The sequence below is a fragment of the Staphylococcus shinii genome, from assembly GCF_017583065.1.
Lineage (GTDB): Bacteria > Bacillota > Bacilli > Staphylococcales > Staphylococcaceae > Staphylococcus > Staphylococcus shinii.
The window spans coordinates 23,006-40,690 of sequence record NZ_JAGEVL010000009.1; the positions used below are offsets into that span (position 1 = coordinate 23,006).

Here is a 17,685-nt window from a genome sequence, read left to right on the forward strand (position 1 = left end):
CACGATTGAGTAAACATGCCCTTCCAAATTAAGATGAGAGTATTGTATTTGCTTGATTTGTTGTATGGAATAAGCAAATAAGGAATAACGAAATATACGGAGGTCTTATAAATGGCTAAAAAAGAAAATTTCTTCCAAGGCGTAAAGTCAGAAATGGAAAAGACAAGTTGGCCAACGAAAGAAGAATTATTTAAATACACAGTCATTGTTGTAGCTACAGTAGTATTTTTCTTAGTGTTCTTCTATGCCTTAGACTTAGGAATTGGTAGAATTATAGAATTAATTAAATAGATAGGAGTGACGACATGTCTGAAGAAATCGGCGCAAAGCGTTGGTATGCTGTGCATACTTATTCTGGTTATGAGAATAAAGTTAAAAAGAATTTAGAAAAACGTGTTGAATCTATGAATATGACCGAAAAAATATTCAGAGTTGTTATACCAGAAGAAGAAGAGACACAAGTTAAAGATGGCAAAGCCAAAACATTAAGTAAAAAAACTTTTCCTGGTTATGTGTTAGTTGAATTGGTTATGACTGATGAATCATGGTATATAGTAAGAAACACACCTGGTGTAACAGGATTTGTTGGTTCGGCTGGTGCTGGATCAAAACCTAATCCATTACTTCCTGAAGAAGCACGCTTCATTCTTAAACAAATGGGCATGAAAGAGAAAACGATTGATGTCCAAGTTGAATTAGGTGAACAAGTGAGAATTAAATCAGGACCATTTGCTAACCAAGTTGGAGAAATTCAAGAAATTGAAACTGATAAATTCAAACTTACTGTTCTTGTAGACATGTTTGGTAGAGAAACACCGGTAGAAGTGGAGTTTGACCAAGTAGAAAAATTATAAGGGAATATAAGTGCAATAGTACTTATATTAAGAAATGCTAAACTTGCTAAAGCAAGAAATATTACTTTACATGACATGCATTAAGAACCCCTAATCATTAAAATGATAAGGGGTTCTATAAAAAAAACTTACATTTTACCATTGCTTTACGTAATGAATTAATGTTATAATACTGTGGTCGCGCTCATAGAGCGTTCATTTCGTCACGAAATGTAGAAGAGTGGGAGGACAAAACTCAGTCCTGTGACCACATCACGATATCAAGGAGGTGCACATCGTGGCTAAAAAAGTAGAAAAAGTAGTTAAATTACAAATTCCTGCAGGGAAAGCAAATCCAGCACCACCAGTTGGTCCAGCATTAGGTCAAGCGGGTGTGAACATTATGGGATTCTGTAAGGAATTCAACGCACGTACACAAGAAGACGCAGGTTTAATCATTCCGGTAGAAATCAGTGTTTATGAAGACCGTTCATTTACATTTATTACAAAAACACCACCGGCTCCAGTATTACTTAAAAAAGCAGCAGGCGTTGAAAAAGGTTCAGGCGAACCTAATAAAAACAAAGTTGCTACAGTAACTAAAGATCAAGTACGTGAAATTGCGAACCAAAAAATGCAAGATTTAAACGCTTCAGACGAAGAAGCGGCAGTTCGTATCATTGAAGGTACTGCTCGTAGTATGGGAATCACAGTTCAATAATAAAAACATTAATGAATATATAGATTGACGATAGAAGCAGATGACAGAAATGACAAACATGATGACAGCGTTCAATATTGTCGTAATATGAGGAAAAATGTCATTTATTAAGGAATTTAATTCTAAGATAAAACATAATTTATACCTCTCTGTTATCTGCTCTTAACTTGTGAAAGCAAGTAAATGTGGGAGGAAATTCCGCTAAAACCACTAAAGGAGGAACATGAAATGGCTAAAAAAAGCAAAAGATATCAAGAAGCAGCTAGCAAAATCGATCGCTTAAAACATTACGATGTACAAGAAGCTGTTGAACTAGCTAAAGAAACAAACATTGCTAACTTTGACGCATCAGTTGAAGTAGCATTCCGTTTAGGTATTGATACACGTAAAAATGACCAACAAATCCGTGGAGCAGTAGTGCTACCAAACGGTACTGGTAAATCACAACGTGTATTAGTGTTCGCTAAAGGAGAAAAAGCAGCTGAAGCAGAAGCAGCAGGTGCAGATTTCGTTGGCGAAGGCGAATACGTAGAAAAAATCCAACAAGGTTGGTTTGATTTTGACGTAGTAGTAGCTACACCAGACATGATGGGTGAAGTTGGTAAACTTGGTCGTGTATTAGGACCTAAAGGTTTAATGCCAAACCCTAAAACTGGAACAGTAACTATGGACGTTAAAAAAGCAGTTGAAGAAATCAAAGCTGGTAAAGTAGAATACCGTGCTGAGAAATCAGGTATTGTTCACGCATCAATTGGTAAAACATCATTTGATACAGACAAACTTGTTGAAAACTTCAGAGCTTTACAAGACGTATTAACTAAAGCAAAACCTGCTTCAGCTAAAGGTACGTACTTCAAATCTATTGCTGTAACTACAACAATGGGTCCTGGAGTTAAAGTTGATACTTCAAGCATCAAACTTTAACCTATTAAAATAAAAGTTATTTAGGCTGAAAGTTTATGCTTTCAGCCTTTAAAAAAATATTGACATAGTACATTAATTTAGTTATATTGGTTAATGTATTATTTTACCTAAGACAGTAGGAGTTAGTAATAACTTAAAATTAAATCCTACCGAGGCTAAAATTGACTTGAACGTGAAGAATTTAGATCTTTCAAGCACTTTTTGCCACGGGTAGAAAGTGCTTTTTTTATTGAGTAATACCAAGCGAATACGATTCGTTAATGATTACTTCAAAATTAAAAGCACCAAACTAAAATCTATGGAGGTGTCTAAATGTCTGCTATCATCGATGCAAAAAAACAAGAAGTTGATATCATTGCTGAACAACTCAAAAACTCAGTATCTACAGTTATCGTTGACTATCGTGGTCTAAGCGTTGCTGAAGTAACTGAATTACGTTCACAATTACGTGAAGCTGGTGTTGAGTACAAAGTTTACAAAAACACTATGGTTCGCCGTGCAGCAGAAAAAGCTGGTATCGACGGTTTAGATGAATTCTTAGTAGGTCCTACTGCAGTTGCTACTTCAACAGAAGATGTTGTTGCTCCAGCAAAAGTTATCGCAGGATTTGCAAAAGAACATCAAGCATTAGAAATTAAAACAGGTGTTATGGAAGGCAACGTTATTTCTGCAGAAGAAGTTAACACTGTTGGTACATTACCATCACACGACGGTCTTGTTTCTATGCTATTATCAGTATTACAAGCTCCAGTACGCAACTTCGCTTATGCGGTTAAAGCTGTTGGAGAAGAGAAAGAATCTAAAGAAGAAAGCGCTGAGTAATTGCGCATAAACTAATTAAAATTAATGGAGGAATATTAAAAATGGCTAATCAAGAACAAATCATTGAAGCGATTAAAGAAATGTCAGTTTTAGAATTAAACGACTTAGTAAAAGCAATTGAAGAAGAATTTGGTGTAACTGCAGCAGCTCCAGTAGCAGCAGCAGGCGCAGCTGGTGGCGGAGACGCTGAAGCTGAAAAAACTGATTTCGATGTTGAATTAACTTCAGCTGGATCATCAAAAATCAAAGTCGTTAAAGCTGTTAAAGAAGCAACTGGCTTAGGATTAAAAGATGCTAAAGAATTAGTTGACGGAGCTCCTAAAGTAGTTAAAGAAGCTTTACCTAAAGAAGAAGCTGAACAACTTAAAGAAACATTAGAAGAAGCTGGCGCAACAGTAGAATTAAAATAATTTCTGCTGGTTAACAGTTGATAATTATATATGGAAGATGGTTCGTGTAGCTTAATGCATTAACTGCTTCGGTACGTTGATATTAAGCGTATCATGGACTATCTGAAGTCTTTGAGAAATGAAAACCCCGTTATTACTATAACGGGGTTTTATCTTATTTTATCTATTACCTATTTTTAATATTTAAATGAAGGCTTTGAAGTCGAAATTTAAAATATTTGGGTATAGTATTAATCTAAGACGAATTAGATTAAAAGAGGTGTAGTCATGAGTCATTATTATGATGAAAATCCTGAAGTAGAAAGTGAAGAATCGCTTTTTACGTACTCCTACGATAACCATGATTTAGAACTTGTAACAGATGCTGGTGTATTTTCAAAAGGGAAAATAGATTTTGGATCTGATTTACTAGTGAAAACTTTTTTGAAAACATATCCCCCTGGTCCTACAAAGAATATCATAGATGTTGGTTGTGGCTATGGCCCTATCGGTTTAATGATTGCGAAAGTTTCCCCACACCACGAAGTGACAATGGTTGATGTGAATCAACGCGCGCTAAATTTATCAAGAAAAAATAAAAAAAGAAACCGTATAGACAATGTTGAAGTTAAAGAAAGTGATGGTTTATCACAAGTAGAAGACAACACGTATGACTTTGTCCTTACTAATCCGCCGATTAGAGCAGGAAAAGAAGTTGTACATCGCATTTTGGAAGACGCTTATGTTAAATTAAAACTTGATGGCGAACTTTTTGTAGTAATTCAAAAAAAGCAAGGTATGCCATCTGCAAAGAAAAAAATGCAAGAAACATTCGACAACGTTGAAGTATTAGAAAAAAGCAAAGGCTATTACATTTTAAGAAGTGTAAAAGGTTGATTAAGTAGCTGTATTCTGATATAGTAATAGAATGTAAAAAATTATGTTCAATAAGTGTGTACTTTTACGTATAAATTAACAATGTATATAAGGTGAAATAGAAAATGGTGTCATAAGTATGCTACCGTTTTCTTTTTGTCTAATTATATTTGGTGATTTACTAAAAGTAAACACGCAATTTTTGAGGGGTGAATCTGTTTGGCAGGTCAATTTGTCCAATATGGAAGACATCGTAAACGTAGAAACTATGCGAGAATTTCAGAGGTATTAGAATTACCGAATTTAATTGAGATTCAAACTAAGTCTTACGATTGGTTCTTAGAAGAAGGTTTATTAGAAATGTTTAGAGACATTTCACCGATTGAAGATTTCACAGGCAATCTATCTTTAGAGTTTGTAGATTATAGACTCGGAGAACCGAAATATGATTTAGAAGAATCAAAAAACCGTGATACAACGTATTCTGCACCTCTACGTGTTAAAGTGCGTTTAATTATCAAAGAAACTGGCGAAGTAAAAGAACAAGAAGTGTTTATGGGTGATTTCCCATTAATGACAGATACAGGTACATTCGTAATTAACGGTGCTGAACGTGTTATCGTATCACAATTAGTTCGTTCACCATCCGTATACTTCAATGAAAAACTAGATAAAAACGGCCGTACAAACTTCGATGCAACAATTATTCCAAACCGTGGTGCATGGTTAGAATATGAAACTGATGCTAAAGATGTAGTATATGTACGTATTGATAGAACAAGAAAGTTACCATTAACAGTATTATTACGTGCTTTAGGTTTCTCTACTGATCAAGAAATCGTTGATCTTTTAGGTGAAAACGAATATTTACGTAATACGTTAGAAAAAGATGGTACAGAAAATACAGATCAAGCGCTATTAGAAATCTATGAGCGTTTACGCCCTGGTGAACCACCTACAGTCGAAAATGCTAAGAGTCTTTTATACTCACGTTTCTTCGATCCGAAACGTTATGATTTAGCAAGTGTAGGTCGTTATAAAGCAAACAAAAAACTTCACTTGAAACATCGCTTGTTTAACCAAAAATTAGCAGAACCAATTGTTAATTCTGAAACAGGTGAAATCGTAGCTGAAGAAGGTACAGTACTTGATCGTCGTAATTTAGATGAAATCATGGATGTACTAGAATCAAATGCTAACAGTGAAGTCTTTGAATTAGAAGGTACAGTGATTGATGAACCTGTTGAGATTCAATCAATTAAAGTTTATGTCCCTAATGATGAAGAAGGACGTACAACGACAGTGATTGGTAATGCATTCCCTGATTCAGAAGTGAAATGTATTACTCCAGCAGATATTATTTCATCAATGTCATACTTCTTTAACTTATTAAGTGGTATTGGTTTCACAGATGATATTGACCACCTTGGTAACCGTCGTCTACGTTCAGTAGGTGAATTGTTACAAAACCAATTCCGTATTGGTTTATCAAGAATGGAGCGTGTGGTACGTGAAAGAATGTCAATTCAAGACACAGATTCTGTAACACCGCAACAATTAATCAATATTCGTCCTGTTATTGCATCTATCAAAGAGTTCTTTGGTAGTTCACAATTATCACAATTTATGGACCAAGCTAATCCATTAGCAGAGTTAACGCACAAACGTCGTTTATCTGCTCTAGGACCCGGTGGTTTAACACGTGAACGTGCTCAAATGGAAGTACGTGACGTTCACTATTCTCACTATGGTCGTATGTGTCCAATCGAAACGCCTGAGGGTCCAAATATTGGACTTATCAACTCATTGTCTAGTTATGCACGTGTAAATGAATTTGGTTTCATTGAAACGCCGTATCGTAAAGTAGACCTTGAAACAAACAGCATTACTGATCAAATCGATTACTTAACAGCTGATGAAGAGGATAGCTATGTGGTAGCACAAGCCAACTCTAAATTAGATGAAAATGGTCGTTTCCTAGATGATGAAGTCGTTTGTCGTTTCCGTGGTAATAACACAGTTATGGCTAAAGAAAAAATGGACTACATGGACGTTTCACCAAAACAAGTTGTTTCTGCTGCGACAGCATGTATTCCTTTCTTAGAAAACGATGACTCTAACCGTGCATTGATGGGTGCAAACATGCAACGTCAAGCAGTGCCATTGATGAACCCTGAATCACCATTTGTTGGTACAGGTATGGAGCACGTGGCAGCACGTGATTCTGGTGCGGCAATTGTTGCAAAACGTAAAGGCCGTGTTGAACACGTTGAATCTAATGAAATCCTTGTTCGTCAACTTATTGAAGAAGATGGCCAAGAATACGAAGGCGAATTAGATCGCTACCCATTAGCTAAGTTTAAACGTTCAAACACTGGTACATGTTATAACCAAAGACCTATCGTTGCTTCTGGCGACGTAGTGGCAAGAGGCGAAATTTTAGCTGATGGTCCTTCTATGGAACTTGGTGAAATGGCATTAGGTAGAAACGTAGTTGTTGGTTTCATGACTTGGGACGGTTATAACTATGAGGATGCTGTAATCATGAGTGAACGCCTAGTTAAAGATGACGTGTATACTTCTATCCATATTGAAGAGTATGAATCAGAAGCACGTGATACAAAACTAGGGCCTGAAGAAATCACACGTGATATTCCAAACGTTTCAGATAGTGCGCTTAAAAACTTAGATGACCGTGGTATTGTATATGTCGGTGCTGAAGTTAATGATGGAGATATCTTAGTAGGTAAAGTAACACCTAAAGGTGTGACAGAATTAACTGCAGAAGAACGTTTATTACACGCAATCTTCGGTGAAAAAGCACGTGAAGTTCGCGATACATCATTACGCGTACCTCATGGTGCAGGTGGTATTGTTCTAGATGTTAAAGTCTTTAACCGTGAAGAAGGAGACGATACGTTATCTCCAGGTGTTAACCAATTAGTTCGTGTTTATATCGTTCAAAAACGTAAGATTCACGTAGGAGATAAGATGTGTGGTCGTCATGGTAACAAAGGTGTAATTTCTAAACTTGTTCCTGAAGAAGATATGCCTTATCTACCAGACGGTACACCAATTGATATCATGTTGAACCCTCTAGGTGTACCATCACGTATGAATATCGGACAAGTATTAGAGCTCCACTTAGGTATGGCTGCTAAAAACTTAGGTATCCATGTTGCATCACCAGTATTTGATGGTGCAAGTGATGAAGACGTATGGTCAACAATCGAAGAAGCTGGTATGGCACGTGATGGTAAAACCGTCTTATACGATGGACGTACTGGTGAACCATTCGATAATAGAATTTCAGTCGGCGTAATGTACATGTTGAAACTTGCACACATGGTTGACGATAAATTACATGCGCGTTCAACTGGACCATACTCATTAGTAACGCAACAACCACTTGGTGGTAAAGCACAATTCGGTGGACAACGTTTCGGTGAGATGGAAGTATGGGCACTTGAAGCTTACGGTGCTGCATATACACTTCAAGAAATTTTAACTTATAAATCAGATGATACAGTAGGACGTGTTAAGACATACGAATCTATTGTTAAAGGTGAAAACATCACTAAACCTGGTGTTCCAGAATCATTCCGAGTATTGATGAAAGAATTACAAAGTTTAGGCCTAGACGTTAAAATCATGGATGAGCATGACAATGAAATTGACATGCAAGACAATGAAGATGATGATGTCGTTGAGCGTAAAGTGGATCTTCAACAAAAAGATGCACCGCAATCACAAAAAGAAGTTACAGACTAATTGCATTTAAGTTTATAAATGAATAGCCTTGTAGAGATGAAGTTTAGAAATGGACTAAGTCTCTACATTGGTTATTCTATTATTGATATAGAGCAATCAATCAATTTGCACAGCTAATCTAAATTGAAGGAGGTAGGCTCCTTGATTGATGTAAATAATTTCCATTATATGAAAATAGGACTTGCTTCACCCGAAAAAATCCGTTCATGGTCTTTTGGTGAGGTTAAAAAGCCAGAAACAATTAACTATCGTACTTTAAAACCAGAAAAAGATGGTCTATTCTGTGAAAGAATATTTGGACCTACAAAAGACTGGGAATGTAGTTGTGGTAAATACAAACGTGTACGTTATAAAGGTATGGTTTGTGACAGATGTGGCGTAGAAGTAACTAAATCTAAAGTGCGCCGTGAAAGAATGGGGCACATTGAACTAGCTGCACCTGTATCTCACATTTGGTACTTCAAAGGTATTCCAAGTCGTATGGGTCTATTATTAGACATGTCACCAAGAGCGTTAGAAGAAGTTATTTACTTTGCTTCATACGTTGTTGTTAATCCAGGTCCAACCGGGTTAGAGAAGAAGACATTATTATCTGAAGCTGAATTTAGAGAGTACTACGATAAATTCCCAGGCAAATTCACTGCTAAAATGGGCGCTGAAGGTATTAAAGAATTACTTGAAGAAATAGACTTAGATGCTGAACTTAAACATTTACGTGATGAGTTAGAATCAGCTACTGGTCAAAGACTTACACGTGCAATCAAACGTTTAGAAGTTGTTGAATCATTTAGACATTCTGGTAATAATCCAGCATGGATGATTTTAGACGTACTTCCTATCATTCCACCTGAAATCAGACCAATGGTTCAATTAGATGGTGGCCGTTTCGCAACAAGTGATTTAAATGACTTATATCGTCGTGTTATTAACCGTAATAACCGTTTGAAACGTTTATTAGACTTAGGTGCTCCTGGCATTATCGTTCAAAACGAAAAACGTATGTTACAAGAAGCTGTTGACGCACTTATCGATAATGGTCGTCGTGGTCGTCCAGTTACTGGACCAGGTAACCGTCCATTAAAATCACTTTCACATATGTTAAAAGGTAAACAAGGTCGTTTCCGTCAAAACTTATTAGGTAAACGTGTTGACTACTCAGGTCGTTCAGTTATCGCAGTTGGACCAAGCTTGAAGATGTATCAATGTGGTCTACCTAAAGAAATGGCATTAGAGTTATTCAAACCTTTCATTATGAAAGAGTTAGTTCAGCGTGAAATTGCAACAAACATCAAAAACGCGAAAAGTAAAATTGAGCGTATGGATGACGAAGTATGGGATGTATTGGAAGACGTAATTAAAGAACATCCAGTTCTTTTAAACCGTGCTCCTACACTTCACAGATTAGGTATCCAAGCCTTCGAACCTACATTAGTTGAAGGTCGTGCCATTCGTCTACATCCACTTGCTACAACAGCTTACAATGCTGACTTTGATGGTGACCAAATGGCTGTTCACGTACCATTATCTAAAGAGGCACAAGCTGAAGCGCGTATGTTAATGTTAGCTGCGCAAAACATCTTGAATCCTAAAGATGGTAAACCAGTTGTTACGCCATCACAAGATATGGTATTAGGTAACTATTACTTAACTCTTGAACGTAAAGAAGCTGTGAACACTGGTACGATTTATAATGATACAAATGAAGTACTCAAAGCTTATGCAAATGGCTATGTTCACTTGCATACACGTATTGGCGTACACGCATCATCATTCAATAATCCAACGTTTACTGAAGAACAAAACAAAAAAATCTTGTTAACTTCTGTTGGTAAAGTAATATTCAATGAAATCATTCCAGATTCATTCGCATATATTAACGAGCCGACACAAACAAATTTAGAAAATAAAACACCGGAAAGATATTTCATTGCACCAACAGAAATTGGTGAAGGTGGATTGAAAGCTTACTTTGATGAGCAAGAATTAGTTAAACCGTTCAATAAAAATTTCTTAGGAAATGTTATTGCCGAAGTGTTTAACCGTTTCAGCATCACTGATACGTCAATGATGTTAGACAGAATGAAAGACTTAGGATTCAAGTTCTCATCTAAAGCAGGTATTACTGTTGGTGTGTCTGATATCGTGGTATTACCAGATAAACAAGATATCCTTGATGAACATGAAAAATTAGTTGATAAAGTAACGAAACAGTTCAATCGTGGTTTAATTACTGATTTCGAACGTTACAATGCTGTAATTGAAATTTGGACTGATGCAAAAGACCAAATTCAAAATGAACTAATGGGATCACTTGAAGAAACAAACCCAATCTTTATGATGAGTGACTCTGGTGCCCGTGGTAACGCATCTAACTTTACACAGTTAGCTGGTATGCGTGGACTTATGGCCGCGCCTTCTGGTGAGATTATTGAATTACCAATCACTTCATCATTCCGTGAAGGTTTAACAGTATTAGAATACTTCATCTCTACTCACGGTGCGCGTAAAGGTCTTGCCGATACAGCACTTAAGACTGCCGATTCAGGTTATCTTACTCGTCGTCTTGTTGACGTGGCTCAAGATGTCATTGTCCGTGAAGAAGATTGTGGTACTGACCGTGGCTTACTTGTTTCTGATATCAAAGAAGGTACAGAAATGATAGAACCATTCATTGAACGTATTGAAGGTCGTTATTCTAAAGAAACAATCCGTCATCCAGAGACAGATGAAGTTATTGTTAACCCAGATCAATTAGTTACACCAGACATTGCTAAGAAAATTACAGATGCAGGTATCGAAGAAATGTATATCCGTTCAGCATTTACATGTAATACACGTCATGGTGTATGTGAAAAATGTTACGGTAAAAACCTTGCGACTGGTGAAAAAGTTGAAGTTGGTGAAGCAGTTGGTACAATTGCTGCCCAATCAATTGGTGAACCAGGTACACAGCTTACAATGCGTACATTCCACACAGGTGGTGTAGCAGGTAGCGATATCACACAAGGTCTTCCTCGTATCCAAGAGATTTTCGAAGCACGTAATCCTAAAGGACAAGCCGTGATTACTGAAATCGAAGGTGTCGTTGATGACATTAAGCTTGCTAAAGACCGTCAACAAGAAATCGTAATTAAAGGTGCTAACGAAACGAAATCTTATCTAGCTTCTGGTACTTCAAGATTGAAAGTTGAAGTTGGACAAGGTGTTGAACGTGGTGAAGTACTTACTGAAGGTTCAATTGAGCCTAAGAACTATTTATCTGTATCAGGTCTAAACGCAACAGAAAGTTATCTATTAAAAGAAGTTCAAAAAGTTTACCGTATGCAAGGTGTTGAAATCGATGATAAACACGTTGAAGTTATGGTAAGACAAATGTTACGTAAAGTACGTATCATTGAAGCAGGAGATACTAAATTATTACCTGGTTCATTAGTAGATATTCATAGCTTTACTGATGCTAACCGTGAAGCGTTCAAAGAACGTAAACGTCCTGCAACAGCTAAACCAGTATTACTAGGTATCACGAAAGCTTCACTTGAAACTGAAAGCTTCTTATCAGCAGCTTCATTCCAAGAAACAACTCGTGTGCTTACAGATGCAGCAATCAAAGGTAAACGTGATAACTTACTCGGACTTAAAGAGAACGTTATTATCGGTAAATTGATTCCAGCTGGTACAGGTATGAGACGTTATAGAGACGTTGAATACGACAAAGCAACACCAGATACTGAAATTATTGAAGAAGCTCAAACTACTGAAATATAATATTTAGTATTCAATAAACATAGAGTCCGAGATGTTATTAGATGTCTCGGGCTCTTTAATGCTATTGACTATAGAAGTGGAACTAGAAACCCACATTTGAAATTGTGGTTTCTATCCGACTTCTGATGTTTTTAAAATTTTTATTGAAAAGTACGAATAAAAGTTGACTCAGCAGTACTGAAAGTGTTATTATTATTAAGGTTGATGCAAGCAGAACTTTGGAGGATATTTTGATGTCTAATGAAAAAGTTGCACGCTTTAACAAACAACATCATGTTATTGGTCTTAAACAAACGCTCAAAGCTTTGAATAGAGATCAAGTTACATCATTGATTATCGCTGAAGACGTTGAGATTCATCTTATGACTCGCGTGTTAAGCCAAATCAATCACAAACACATGCCTGTTTCATTTTTCAAAAGCCAAAAGGCTTTAGGAGAATATGTAGGTATAAACGTTAGTGCAACAATCGTTGCATTATTAAAATGAGATTAGTAAGAACCATTCTTACTAAATTTTATTTACCCTTAAAATGAACCACCTGGATGTGTGGGATTATAAATGAAGAGAGGAGGAACATTCAATGCCAACTATTAACCAATTGGTACGTAAGCCTAGACAAAGTAAATCTAAAAAATCTGATTCACCAGCATTAAATAGAAACTTTAACAGTAAAAAGAAAAAATTTACTGACTTAAATTCTCCACAAAAACGTGGTGTTTGTACTCGTGTAGGAACAATGACACCTAAAAAACCTAACTCCGCGTTACGTAAATATGCTCGTGTTCGTTTGTCTAACAACATTGAAATCAATGCGTACATTCCTGGTATCGGACATAACTTACAAGAACACAGTGTTGTACTTGTACGTGGTGGACGTGTAAAAGACTTACCTGGTGTGCGTTACCATATTGTACGTGGTGCACTTGATACTTCAGGTGTTGATGGACGTAGACAAGGCCGTTCATTATACGGAACTAAAAAACCTAAAAAATAAGTTTAAGATTGCGTAAATTTTCGCTATAAACTAAAGAATTATATTATAATCGGAAGGGAGGATTTATATTATGCCTCGTAAAGGATCAGTACCAAAAAGAGACGTATTACCAGATCCAATTCACAACTCTAAATTAGTTACAAAATTGATCAACAAAATTATGTTAGACGGTAAACGTGGAACAGCACAAAGAATTCTTTATTCTGCATTCGACTTAGTTAAAGAACGTAGTGGTCGTGAAGCAGTTGAAGTATTTGAAGAAGCTATCGATAACATTATGCCAGTATTAGAGGTTAAAGCTCGCCGTGTTGGTGGCTCTAACTATCAAGTACCAGTAGAAGTTCGTCCAGAACGTCGTACTACATTAGGTCTTCGTTGGTTAGTTAACTATTCACGTCTTCGTGGTGAAAAAACTATGGAAGAACGTTTAGCTAACGAAATCTTAGATGCTGCTAACAACACTGGTGGCGCAGTTAAGAAACGTGAAGACACACACAAAATGGCTGAAGCTAACAAAGCATTCGCTCACTATCGCTGGTAGGATAGTAGCTGTTTCCCTGAACATGTTCCATATTGATAGATTACTATCACAGGTTCGTGTTTAGGGCATCGCCATATTTATAGTATTTATTCGCAGTTATACTGGAAGGAGAAAAATACATGGCTAGAGATTTTAGTTTAGATAGAACACGTAATATCGGTATCATGGCTCACATCGATGCTGGTAAAACAACTACGACTGAACGTATTCTTTACTATACTGGACGTATCCATAAAATTGGTGAAACACATGAAGGTGCTTCACAAATGGACTGGATGGAACAGGAGCAAGATCGTGGTATCACTATCACATCTGCAGCAACAACAGCACAGTGGGATGACCACCGTGTTAACATCATCGATACACCTGGACACGTAGACTTCACTGTAGAAGTTGAACGTTCATTACGTGTACTTGATGGCGCAGTAACAGTATTAGACGCTCAATCAGGTGTTGAACCTCAAACTGAAACAGTTTGGCGCCAGGCAACAACTTATAGCGTACCTCGTATTGTTTTCGTTAACAAAATGGACAAATTAGGAGCTAACTTCGAATACGCAGTAAGCACTATCCATGACCGTTTACAAGCAAATGCACAACCAATCCAATTACCAATTGGTGCAGAAGACGAATTTGAAGCAATCATTGACCTAGTTGAAATGAAATGTTTCAAATACAACAATGACTTAGGAACTGAAATTGAAGAAATTGAAATTCCTGAAGATCATAAAGAAAGAGCTGAAGAAGCTCGTTCAACATTAATTGAAGCAGTAGCTGAAACTAATGATGAATTAATGGAGAAATATCTTGCTGATGAAGAGATTTCTGTCTCTGAATTAAAAGATGCTATCCGTGAAGCTACAAACAACATTGAATTCTATCCAGTTCTTGTTGGTACAGCTTTCAAAAACAAAGGTGTTCAATTAATGCTTAACGCAGTAATTGATTACTTACCATCACCGTTAGACGTAAAACCAATCGTTGGTCACCGTGCTGACAACCCAGAAGAAGAAGTTATCGCAAGAGCTGATGACAATGCTGAGTTCGCTGCTTTAGCGTTCAAAGTAATGACTGACCCTTATGTTGGTAAATTAACATTCTTCCGTGTTTACTCAGGTACGTTAACATCAGGTTCTTACGTTAAAAACTCTACGAAGAACAAACGTGAACGTGTAGGTCGTTTACTACAAATGCACGCTAACTCTCGTCAAGAGTTAAACACAGTATATTCAGGAGATATCGCAGCTGCAGTAGGTCTTAAAGATACTGGTACTGGTGATACTTTATGTGGTGAGAAGAATGACATCATCTTGGAATCTATGGATTTCCCAGAACCTGTTATTCACTTATCAGTTGAACCTAAATCTAAAGCAGACCAAGACAAAATGACTACAGCTTTAGTTAAGTTACAAGAAGAAGATCCAACATTCCATGCACACACTGACGATGAAACTGGACAAGTTATTATCGGTGGTATGGGTGAACTTCACTTAGATATCTTAGTAGACCGTATGAAGAAAGAATTTAACGTTGAATGTAATGTTGGTGCGCCAATGGTTTCATACCGTGAAACATTTAAAGCATCAGCTGAAGTTCAAGGTAAATTTGCTCGTCAATCAGGTGGTCGTGGTCAATATGGTGACGTTAAAATTGAATTCTCACCTAACGAAACAGGTGGCGGTTTCGAATTCGAAAACGCTATCGTTGGTGGTGTAGTTCCTCGTGAATACATTCCATCAGTTGAAGCAGGTCTTAAAGATTCAATGGAAAACGGTGTATTAGCTGGTTATCCTTTAATTGATGTTAAAGCTAGATTATTTGATGGTTCATACCATGATGTCGATTCATCAGAAATGGCCTTCAAAATTGCTGCATCATTAGCGCTTAAAGAAGCAGCTAAAAAATGTGATCCAGTTATCTTAGAACCAATGATGAAAGTTACAATCGAAATGCCTGAAGAGTACATGGGTGACATCATGGGTGACGTAACATCTCGTCGTGGACGTGTTGATGGTATGGAACCTCGTGGTAACGCACAAGTTGTAAATGCTTTTGTACCACTTTCAGAAATGTTCGGTTATGCAACTTCATTACGTTCTAACACTCAAGGTCGCGGTACTTATACAATGTACTTTGATCACTATGCTGAAGTTCCAAAATCAATTGCTGAAGAAATTGTTAAGAAAAACACTGGCAATAAAGCCGAATAATTAAACTTGTATTGTACGACGACTGTCTGTACAATACACATAAAGCTTAATTATATAGCTTGTTGTTTTATCAATTGATTTTTTGGGAAAAATGCATTATAAAGGTACTGTATGGACCTTTATTTCCAAATTATAATCCATCTTCTCATGATGGTGAGAAACTGTCATGAGAGATAAATTAAAAATAATTTTCTAACGAATAGGAGAGATTTTATAATGGCTAAAGAAAAATTTGACCGCTCAAAAGAACATGCCAATATTGGTACTATTGGTCACGTTGACCATGGTAAAACTACTTTAACAGCTGCTATTGCAACTGTATTAGCAAAAAATGGTGACTCTGTAGCACAATCATATGACATGATTGACAACGCTCCAGAAGAAAAAGAACGTGGTATTACTATCAATACTTCTCACATTGAGTACACTACTGAAAAACGTCACTATGCGCACGTTGACTGCCCAGGTCACGCTGACTATGTTAAAAACATGATCACTGGTGCTGCACAAATGGACGGAGCTATCTTAGTAGTATCTGCTGCTGATGGCCCAATGCCACAAACTCGTGAGCACATTCTTTTATCACGTAATGTTGGTGTTCCAGCATTAGTTGTATTCTTAAACAAAGTTGACATGGTTGACGATGAAGAATTATTAGAATTAGTAGAAATGGAAGTTCGTGACTTATTAAGCGAATATGACTTCCCAGGTGACGATGTACCTGTAATCTCTGGTTCAGCATTAAAAGCTCTTGAAGGCGACGCTGACTATGAGCAAAAAATCTTAGACTTAATGCAAGCAGTTGATGATTTCATCCCAACTCCAGAACGTGATTCTGACAAACCATTCATGATGCCAGTTGAGGACGTATTCTCAATCACTGGTCGTGGTACTGTTGCTACAGGCCGTGTTGAACGTGGTCAAATCAAAGTTGGTGCAGAAGTTGAAATTATTGGTATGCAAGAAGAGTCAAGCAAAACAACAGTTACTGGTGTAGAAATGTTCCGTAAATTATTAGACTACGCTGAAGCTGGTGACAATATTGGTGCTTTATTACGTGGCGTTTCACGTGATGACATCCAACGTGGTCAAGTTTTAGCTGCTCCTGGTACTATTACACCACACACTAAATTCAAAGCGGACGTTTACGTTTTATCAAAAGATGAAGGTGGTCGTCATACACCATTCTTCACTAACTACCGTCCACAATTCTATTTCCGTACTACTGACGTAACAGGTGTTGTTACTTTACCAGAAGGTACTGAAATGGTTATGCCTGGCGATAACGTTGAAATGGATGTTGAATTAATTTCTCCAATCGCTATTGAAGACGGTACTCGTTTCTCTATCCGTGAAGGTGGACGTACTGTTGGATCAGGCGTTGTTACAGTAATCAACGAATAATATAGATTTCTATCTTTGATAGAATTTTTAAAGCCTCCTTCGGGAGGCTTTTTTTGGCTCTTTGTCAAAGAGGACTGATACAATTTATGGAAAAGCACAAGGTCGCAATTTGAACCTTGTGCTTCTTTTATTATATAAAGGTATACATTTGGGCTATGCAAATGCATAAGACTTACTAATCCAGTTTCATTGAATAGTAAAGTCTATAAAGTCATAAAATGACTAAGGTAATAGAGGAAAAGCACAAGGCCGCAATTTGAACCTTGTGCTTCGTTTATTATAAATAAAGGTATGCATTTGCCTACGCAAATGCATAAGACTTACTAATCCAGTTTCACTGAATAGTAAAGTCTATAAAGTCATAAAATGACTAAGGTAATAAAGGTTCGCCTGAGCAAAAGCTCATGCATAAAAGCACCTAAGTCATAAAATG

At 36.9% G+C, this 17,685-nt stretch carries 14 protein-coding genes and 1 other annotated feature; all 14 genes read left to right on the plus strand.

Features of this window, described 5'->3' with window-relative positions:
- Window positions 1-111 precede the first annotated feature (111 nt).
- The 14 genes from secE to tuf all read left to right on the plus strand — a co-directional run bounded on the left by secE (window position 112) and on the right by tuf (window position 17,252).
- Window positions 112-291 carry a preprotein translocase subunit SecE gene (gene secE / locus J5E45_RS12875; RefSeq protein WP_002484168.1) on the plus strand — a complete coding sequence of 60 codons (180 nt, stop codon included), beginning with the start codon at window positions 112-114 and terminating at the stop codon, window positions 289-291.
- Window positions 292-305: 14 nt separating this feature from the next.
- On the plus strand, window positions 306-854 hold the full coding sequence (gene nusG, locus J5E45_RS12880; protein WP_069792826.1) for a transcription termination/antitermination protein NusG: 549 nt from the start codon (window positions 306-308) through the stop codon (window positions 852-854).
- 277 nt (window positions 855-1,131) lie between these two features.
- Window positions 1,132-1,554 (plus strand): 50S ribosomal protein L11, encoded by a 423-nt coding sequence (gene rplK / locus J5E45_RS12885; RefSeq protein WP_017723040.1) that lies wholly within the window; start codon window positions 1,132-1,134, stop codon window positions 1,552-1,554.
- Between the two features lie 228 nt (window positions 1,555-1,782).
- A complete protein-coding gene (gene rplA / locus J5E45_RS12890; protein WP_017723039.1) occupies window positions 1,783-2,478 on the plus strand; it encodes a 50S ribosomal protein L1 in 696 nt (231 codons plus the stop codon).
- Window positions 2,479-2,566: 88 nt separating this feature from the next.
- Window positions 2,567-2,714: a sequence feature (ribosomal protein L10 leader region), on the plus strand.
- Window positions 2,715-2,790: 76 nt separating this feature from the next.
- Window positions 2,791-3,300, plus strand: a complete 510-nt coding sequence (rplJ, locus tag J5E45_RS12895; protein ID WP_017723038.1) for a 50S ribosomal protein L10 — start codon at window positions 2,791-2,793, stop codon at window positions 3,298-3,300.
- Window positions 3,301-3,341: 41 nt separating this feature from the next.
- Window positions 3,342-3,710 carry a 50S ribosomal protein L7/L12 gene (rplL, locus tag J5E45_RS12900; RefSeq protein WP_017723037.1) on the plus strand — a complete coding sequence of 123 codons (369 nt, stop codon included), beginning with the start codon at window positions 3,342-3,344 and terminating at the stop codon, window positions 3,708-3,710.
- A gap of 267 nt (window positions 3,711-3,977) precedes the next feature.
- Complete coding sequence (locus J5E45_RS12905) at window positions 3,978-4,586, plus strand: class I SAM-dependent methyltransferase (RefSeq protein WP_039068592.1); 609 nt, start codon at window positions 3,978-3,980, stop codon at window positions 4,584-4,586.
- A gap of 198 nt (window positions 4,587-4,784) precedes the next feature.
- The gene (gene rpoB, locus J5E45_RS12910; RefSeq protein WP_039068591.1) at window positions 4,785-8,336 is read left to right on the plus strand and encodes a DNA-directed RNA polymerase subunit beta; all 3,552 of its coding nucleotides are present in this window, start codon (window positions 4,785-4,787) and stop codon (window positions 8,334-8,336) included.
- A gap of 168 nt (window positions 8,337-8,504) precedes the next feature.
- The gene (rpoC, locus tag J5E45_RS12915) at window positions 8,505-12,101 is read left to right on the plus strand and encodes a DNA-directed RNA polymerase subunit beta' (protein ID WP_172643889.1); all 3,597 of its coding nucleotides are present in this window, start codon (window positions 8,505-8,507) and stop codon (window positions 12,099-12,101) included.
- A gap of 233 nt (window positions 12,102-12,334) precedes the next feature.
- Window positions 12,335-12,589 carry a ribosomal L7Ae/L30e/S12e/Gadd45 family protein gene (locus tag J5E45_RS12920; protein ID WP_039068589.1) on the plus strand — a complete coding sequence of 85 codons (255 nt, stop codon included), beginning with the start codon at window positions 12,335-12,337 and terminating at the stop codon, window positions 12,587-12,589.
- A gap of 94 nt (window positions 12,590-12,683) precedes the next feature.
- Window positions 12,684-13,097, plus strand: coding sequence for a 30S ribosomal protein S12 (gene rpsL / locus J5E45_RS12925; RefSeq protein WP_002484156.1), 414 nt, complete (start codon window positions 12,684-12,686; stop codon window positions 13,095-13,097).
- 70 nt (window positions 13,098-13,167) lie between these two features.
- Window positions 13,168-13,638, plus strand: coding sequence for a 30S ribosomal protein S7 (gene rpsG, locus J5E45_RS12930; RefSeq protein WP_002484155.1), 471 nt, complete (start codon window positions 13,168-13,170; stop codon window positions 13,636-13,638).
- Between the two features lie 119 nt (window positions 13,639-13,757).
- Entirely contained in the window at window positions 13,758-15,848 is a 2,091-nt protein-coding gene (gene fusA / locus J5E45_RS12935; RefSeq protein WP_208182308.1) for an elongation factor G, read from the plus strand.
- A gap of 216 nt (window positions 15,849-16,064) precedes the next feature.
- Entirely contained in the window at window positions 16,065-17,252 is a 1,188-nt protein-coding gene (gene tuf, locus J5E45_RS12940) for an elongation factor Tu (RefSeq protein WP_039068586.1), read from the plus strand.
- Window positions 17,253-17,685: the final 433 nt, after the last annotated feature.

Bases quoted from the DNA above. Each gene is read 5' to 3' on its own strand.
- rplA (WP_017723039.1), top strand. From the start codon at position 1,783: ATGGCTAAAAAAAGCAAAAGATATCAAGAAGCAGCTAGCAAAATCGAT.
- secE (WP_002484168.1), top strand. From the start codon at position 112: ATGGCTAAAAAAGAAAATTTCTTCCAAGGCGTAAAGTCAGAAATGGAA.
- J5E45_RS12920 (WP_039068589.1), top strand. From the start codon at position 12,335: ATGTCTAATGAAAAAGTTGCACGCTTTAACAAACAACATCATGTTATT.
- rpsL (WP_002484156.1), top strand. From the start codon at position 12,684: ATGCCAACTATTAACCAATTGGTACGTAAGCCTAGACAAAGTAAATCT.
- rplJ (WP_017723038.1), top strand. From the start codon at position 2,791: ATGTCTGCTATCATCGATGCAAAAAAACAAGAAGTTGATATCATTGCT.
- rplL (WP_017723037.1), top strand. From the start codon at position 3,342: ATGGCTAATCAAGAACAAATCATTGAAGCGATTAAAGAAATGTCAGTT.
- tuf (WP_039068586.1), top strand. From the start codon at position 16,065: ATGGCTAAAGAAAAATTTGACCGCTCAAAAGAACATGCCAATATTGGT.
- rpsG (WP_002484155.1), top strand. From the start codon at position 13,168: ATGCCTCGTAAAGGATCAGTACCAAAAAGAGACGTATTACCAGATCCA.
- nusG (WP_069792826.1), top strand. From the start codon at position 306: ATGTCTGAAGAAATCGGCGCAAAGCGTTGGTATGCTGTGCATACTTAT.
- J5E45_RS12905 (WP_039068592.1), top strand. From the start codon at position 3,978: ATGAGTCATTATTATGATGAAAATCCTGAAGTAGAAAGTGAAGAATCG.
- rpoC (WP_172643889.1), top strand. From the start codon at position 8,505: ATGAAAATAGGACTTGCTTCACCCGAAAAAATCCGTTCATGGTCTTTT.
- fusA (WP_208182308.1), top strand. From the start codon at position 13,758: ATGGCTAGAGATTTTAGTTTAGATAGAACACGTAATATCGGTATCATG.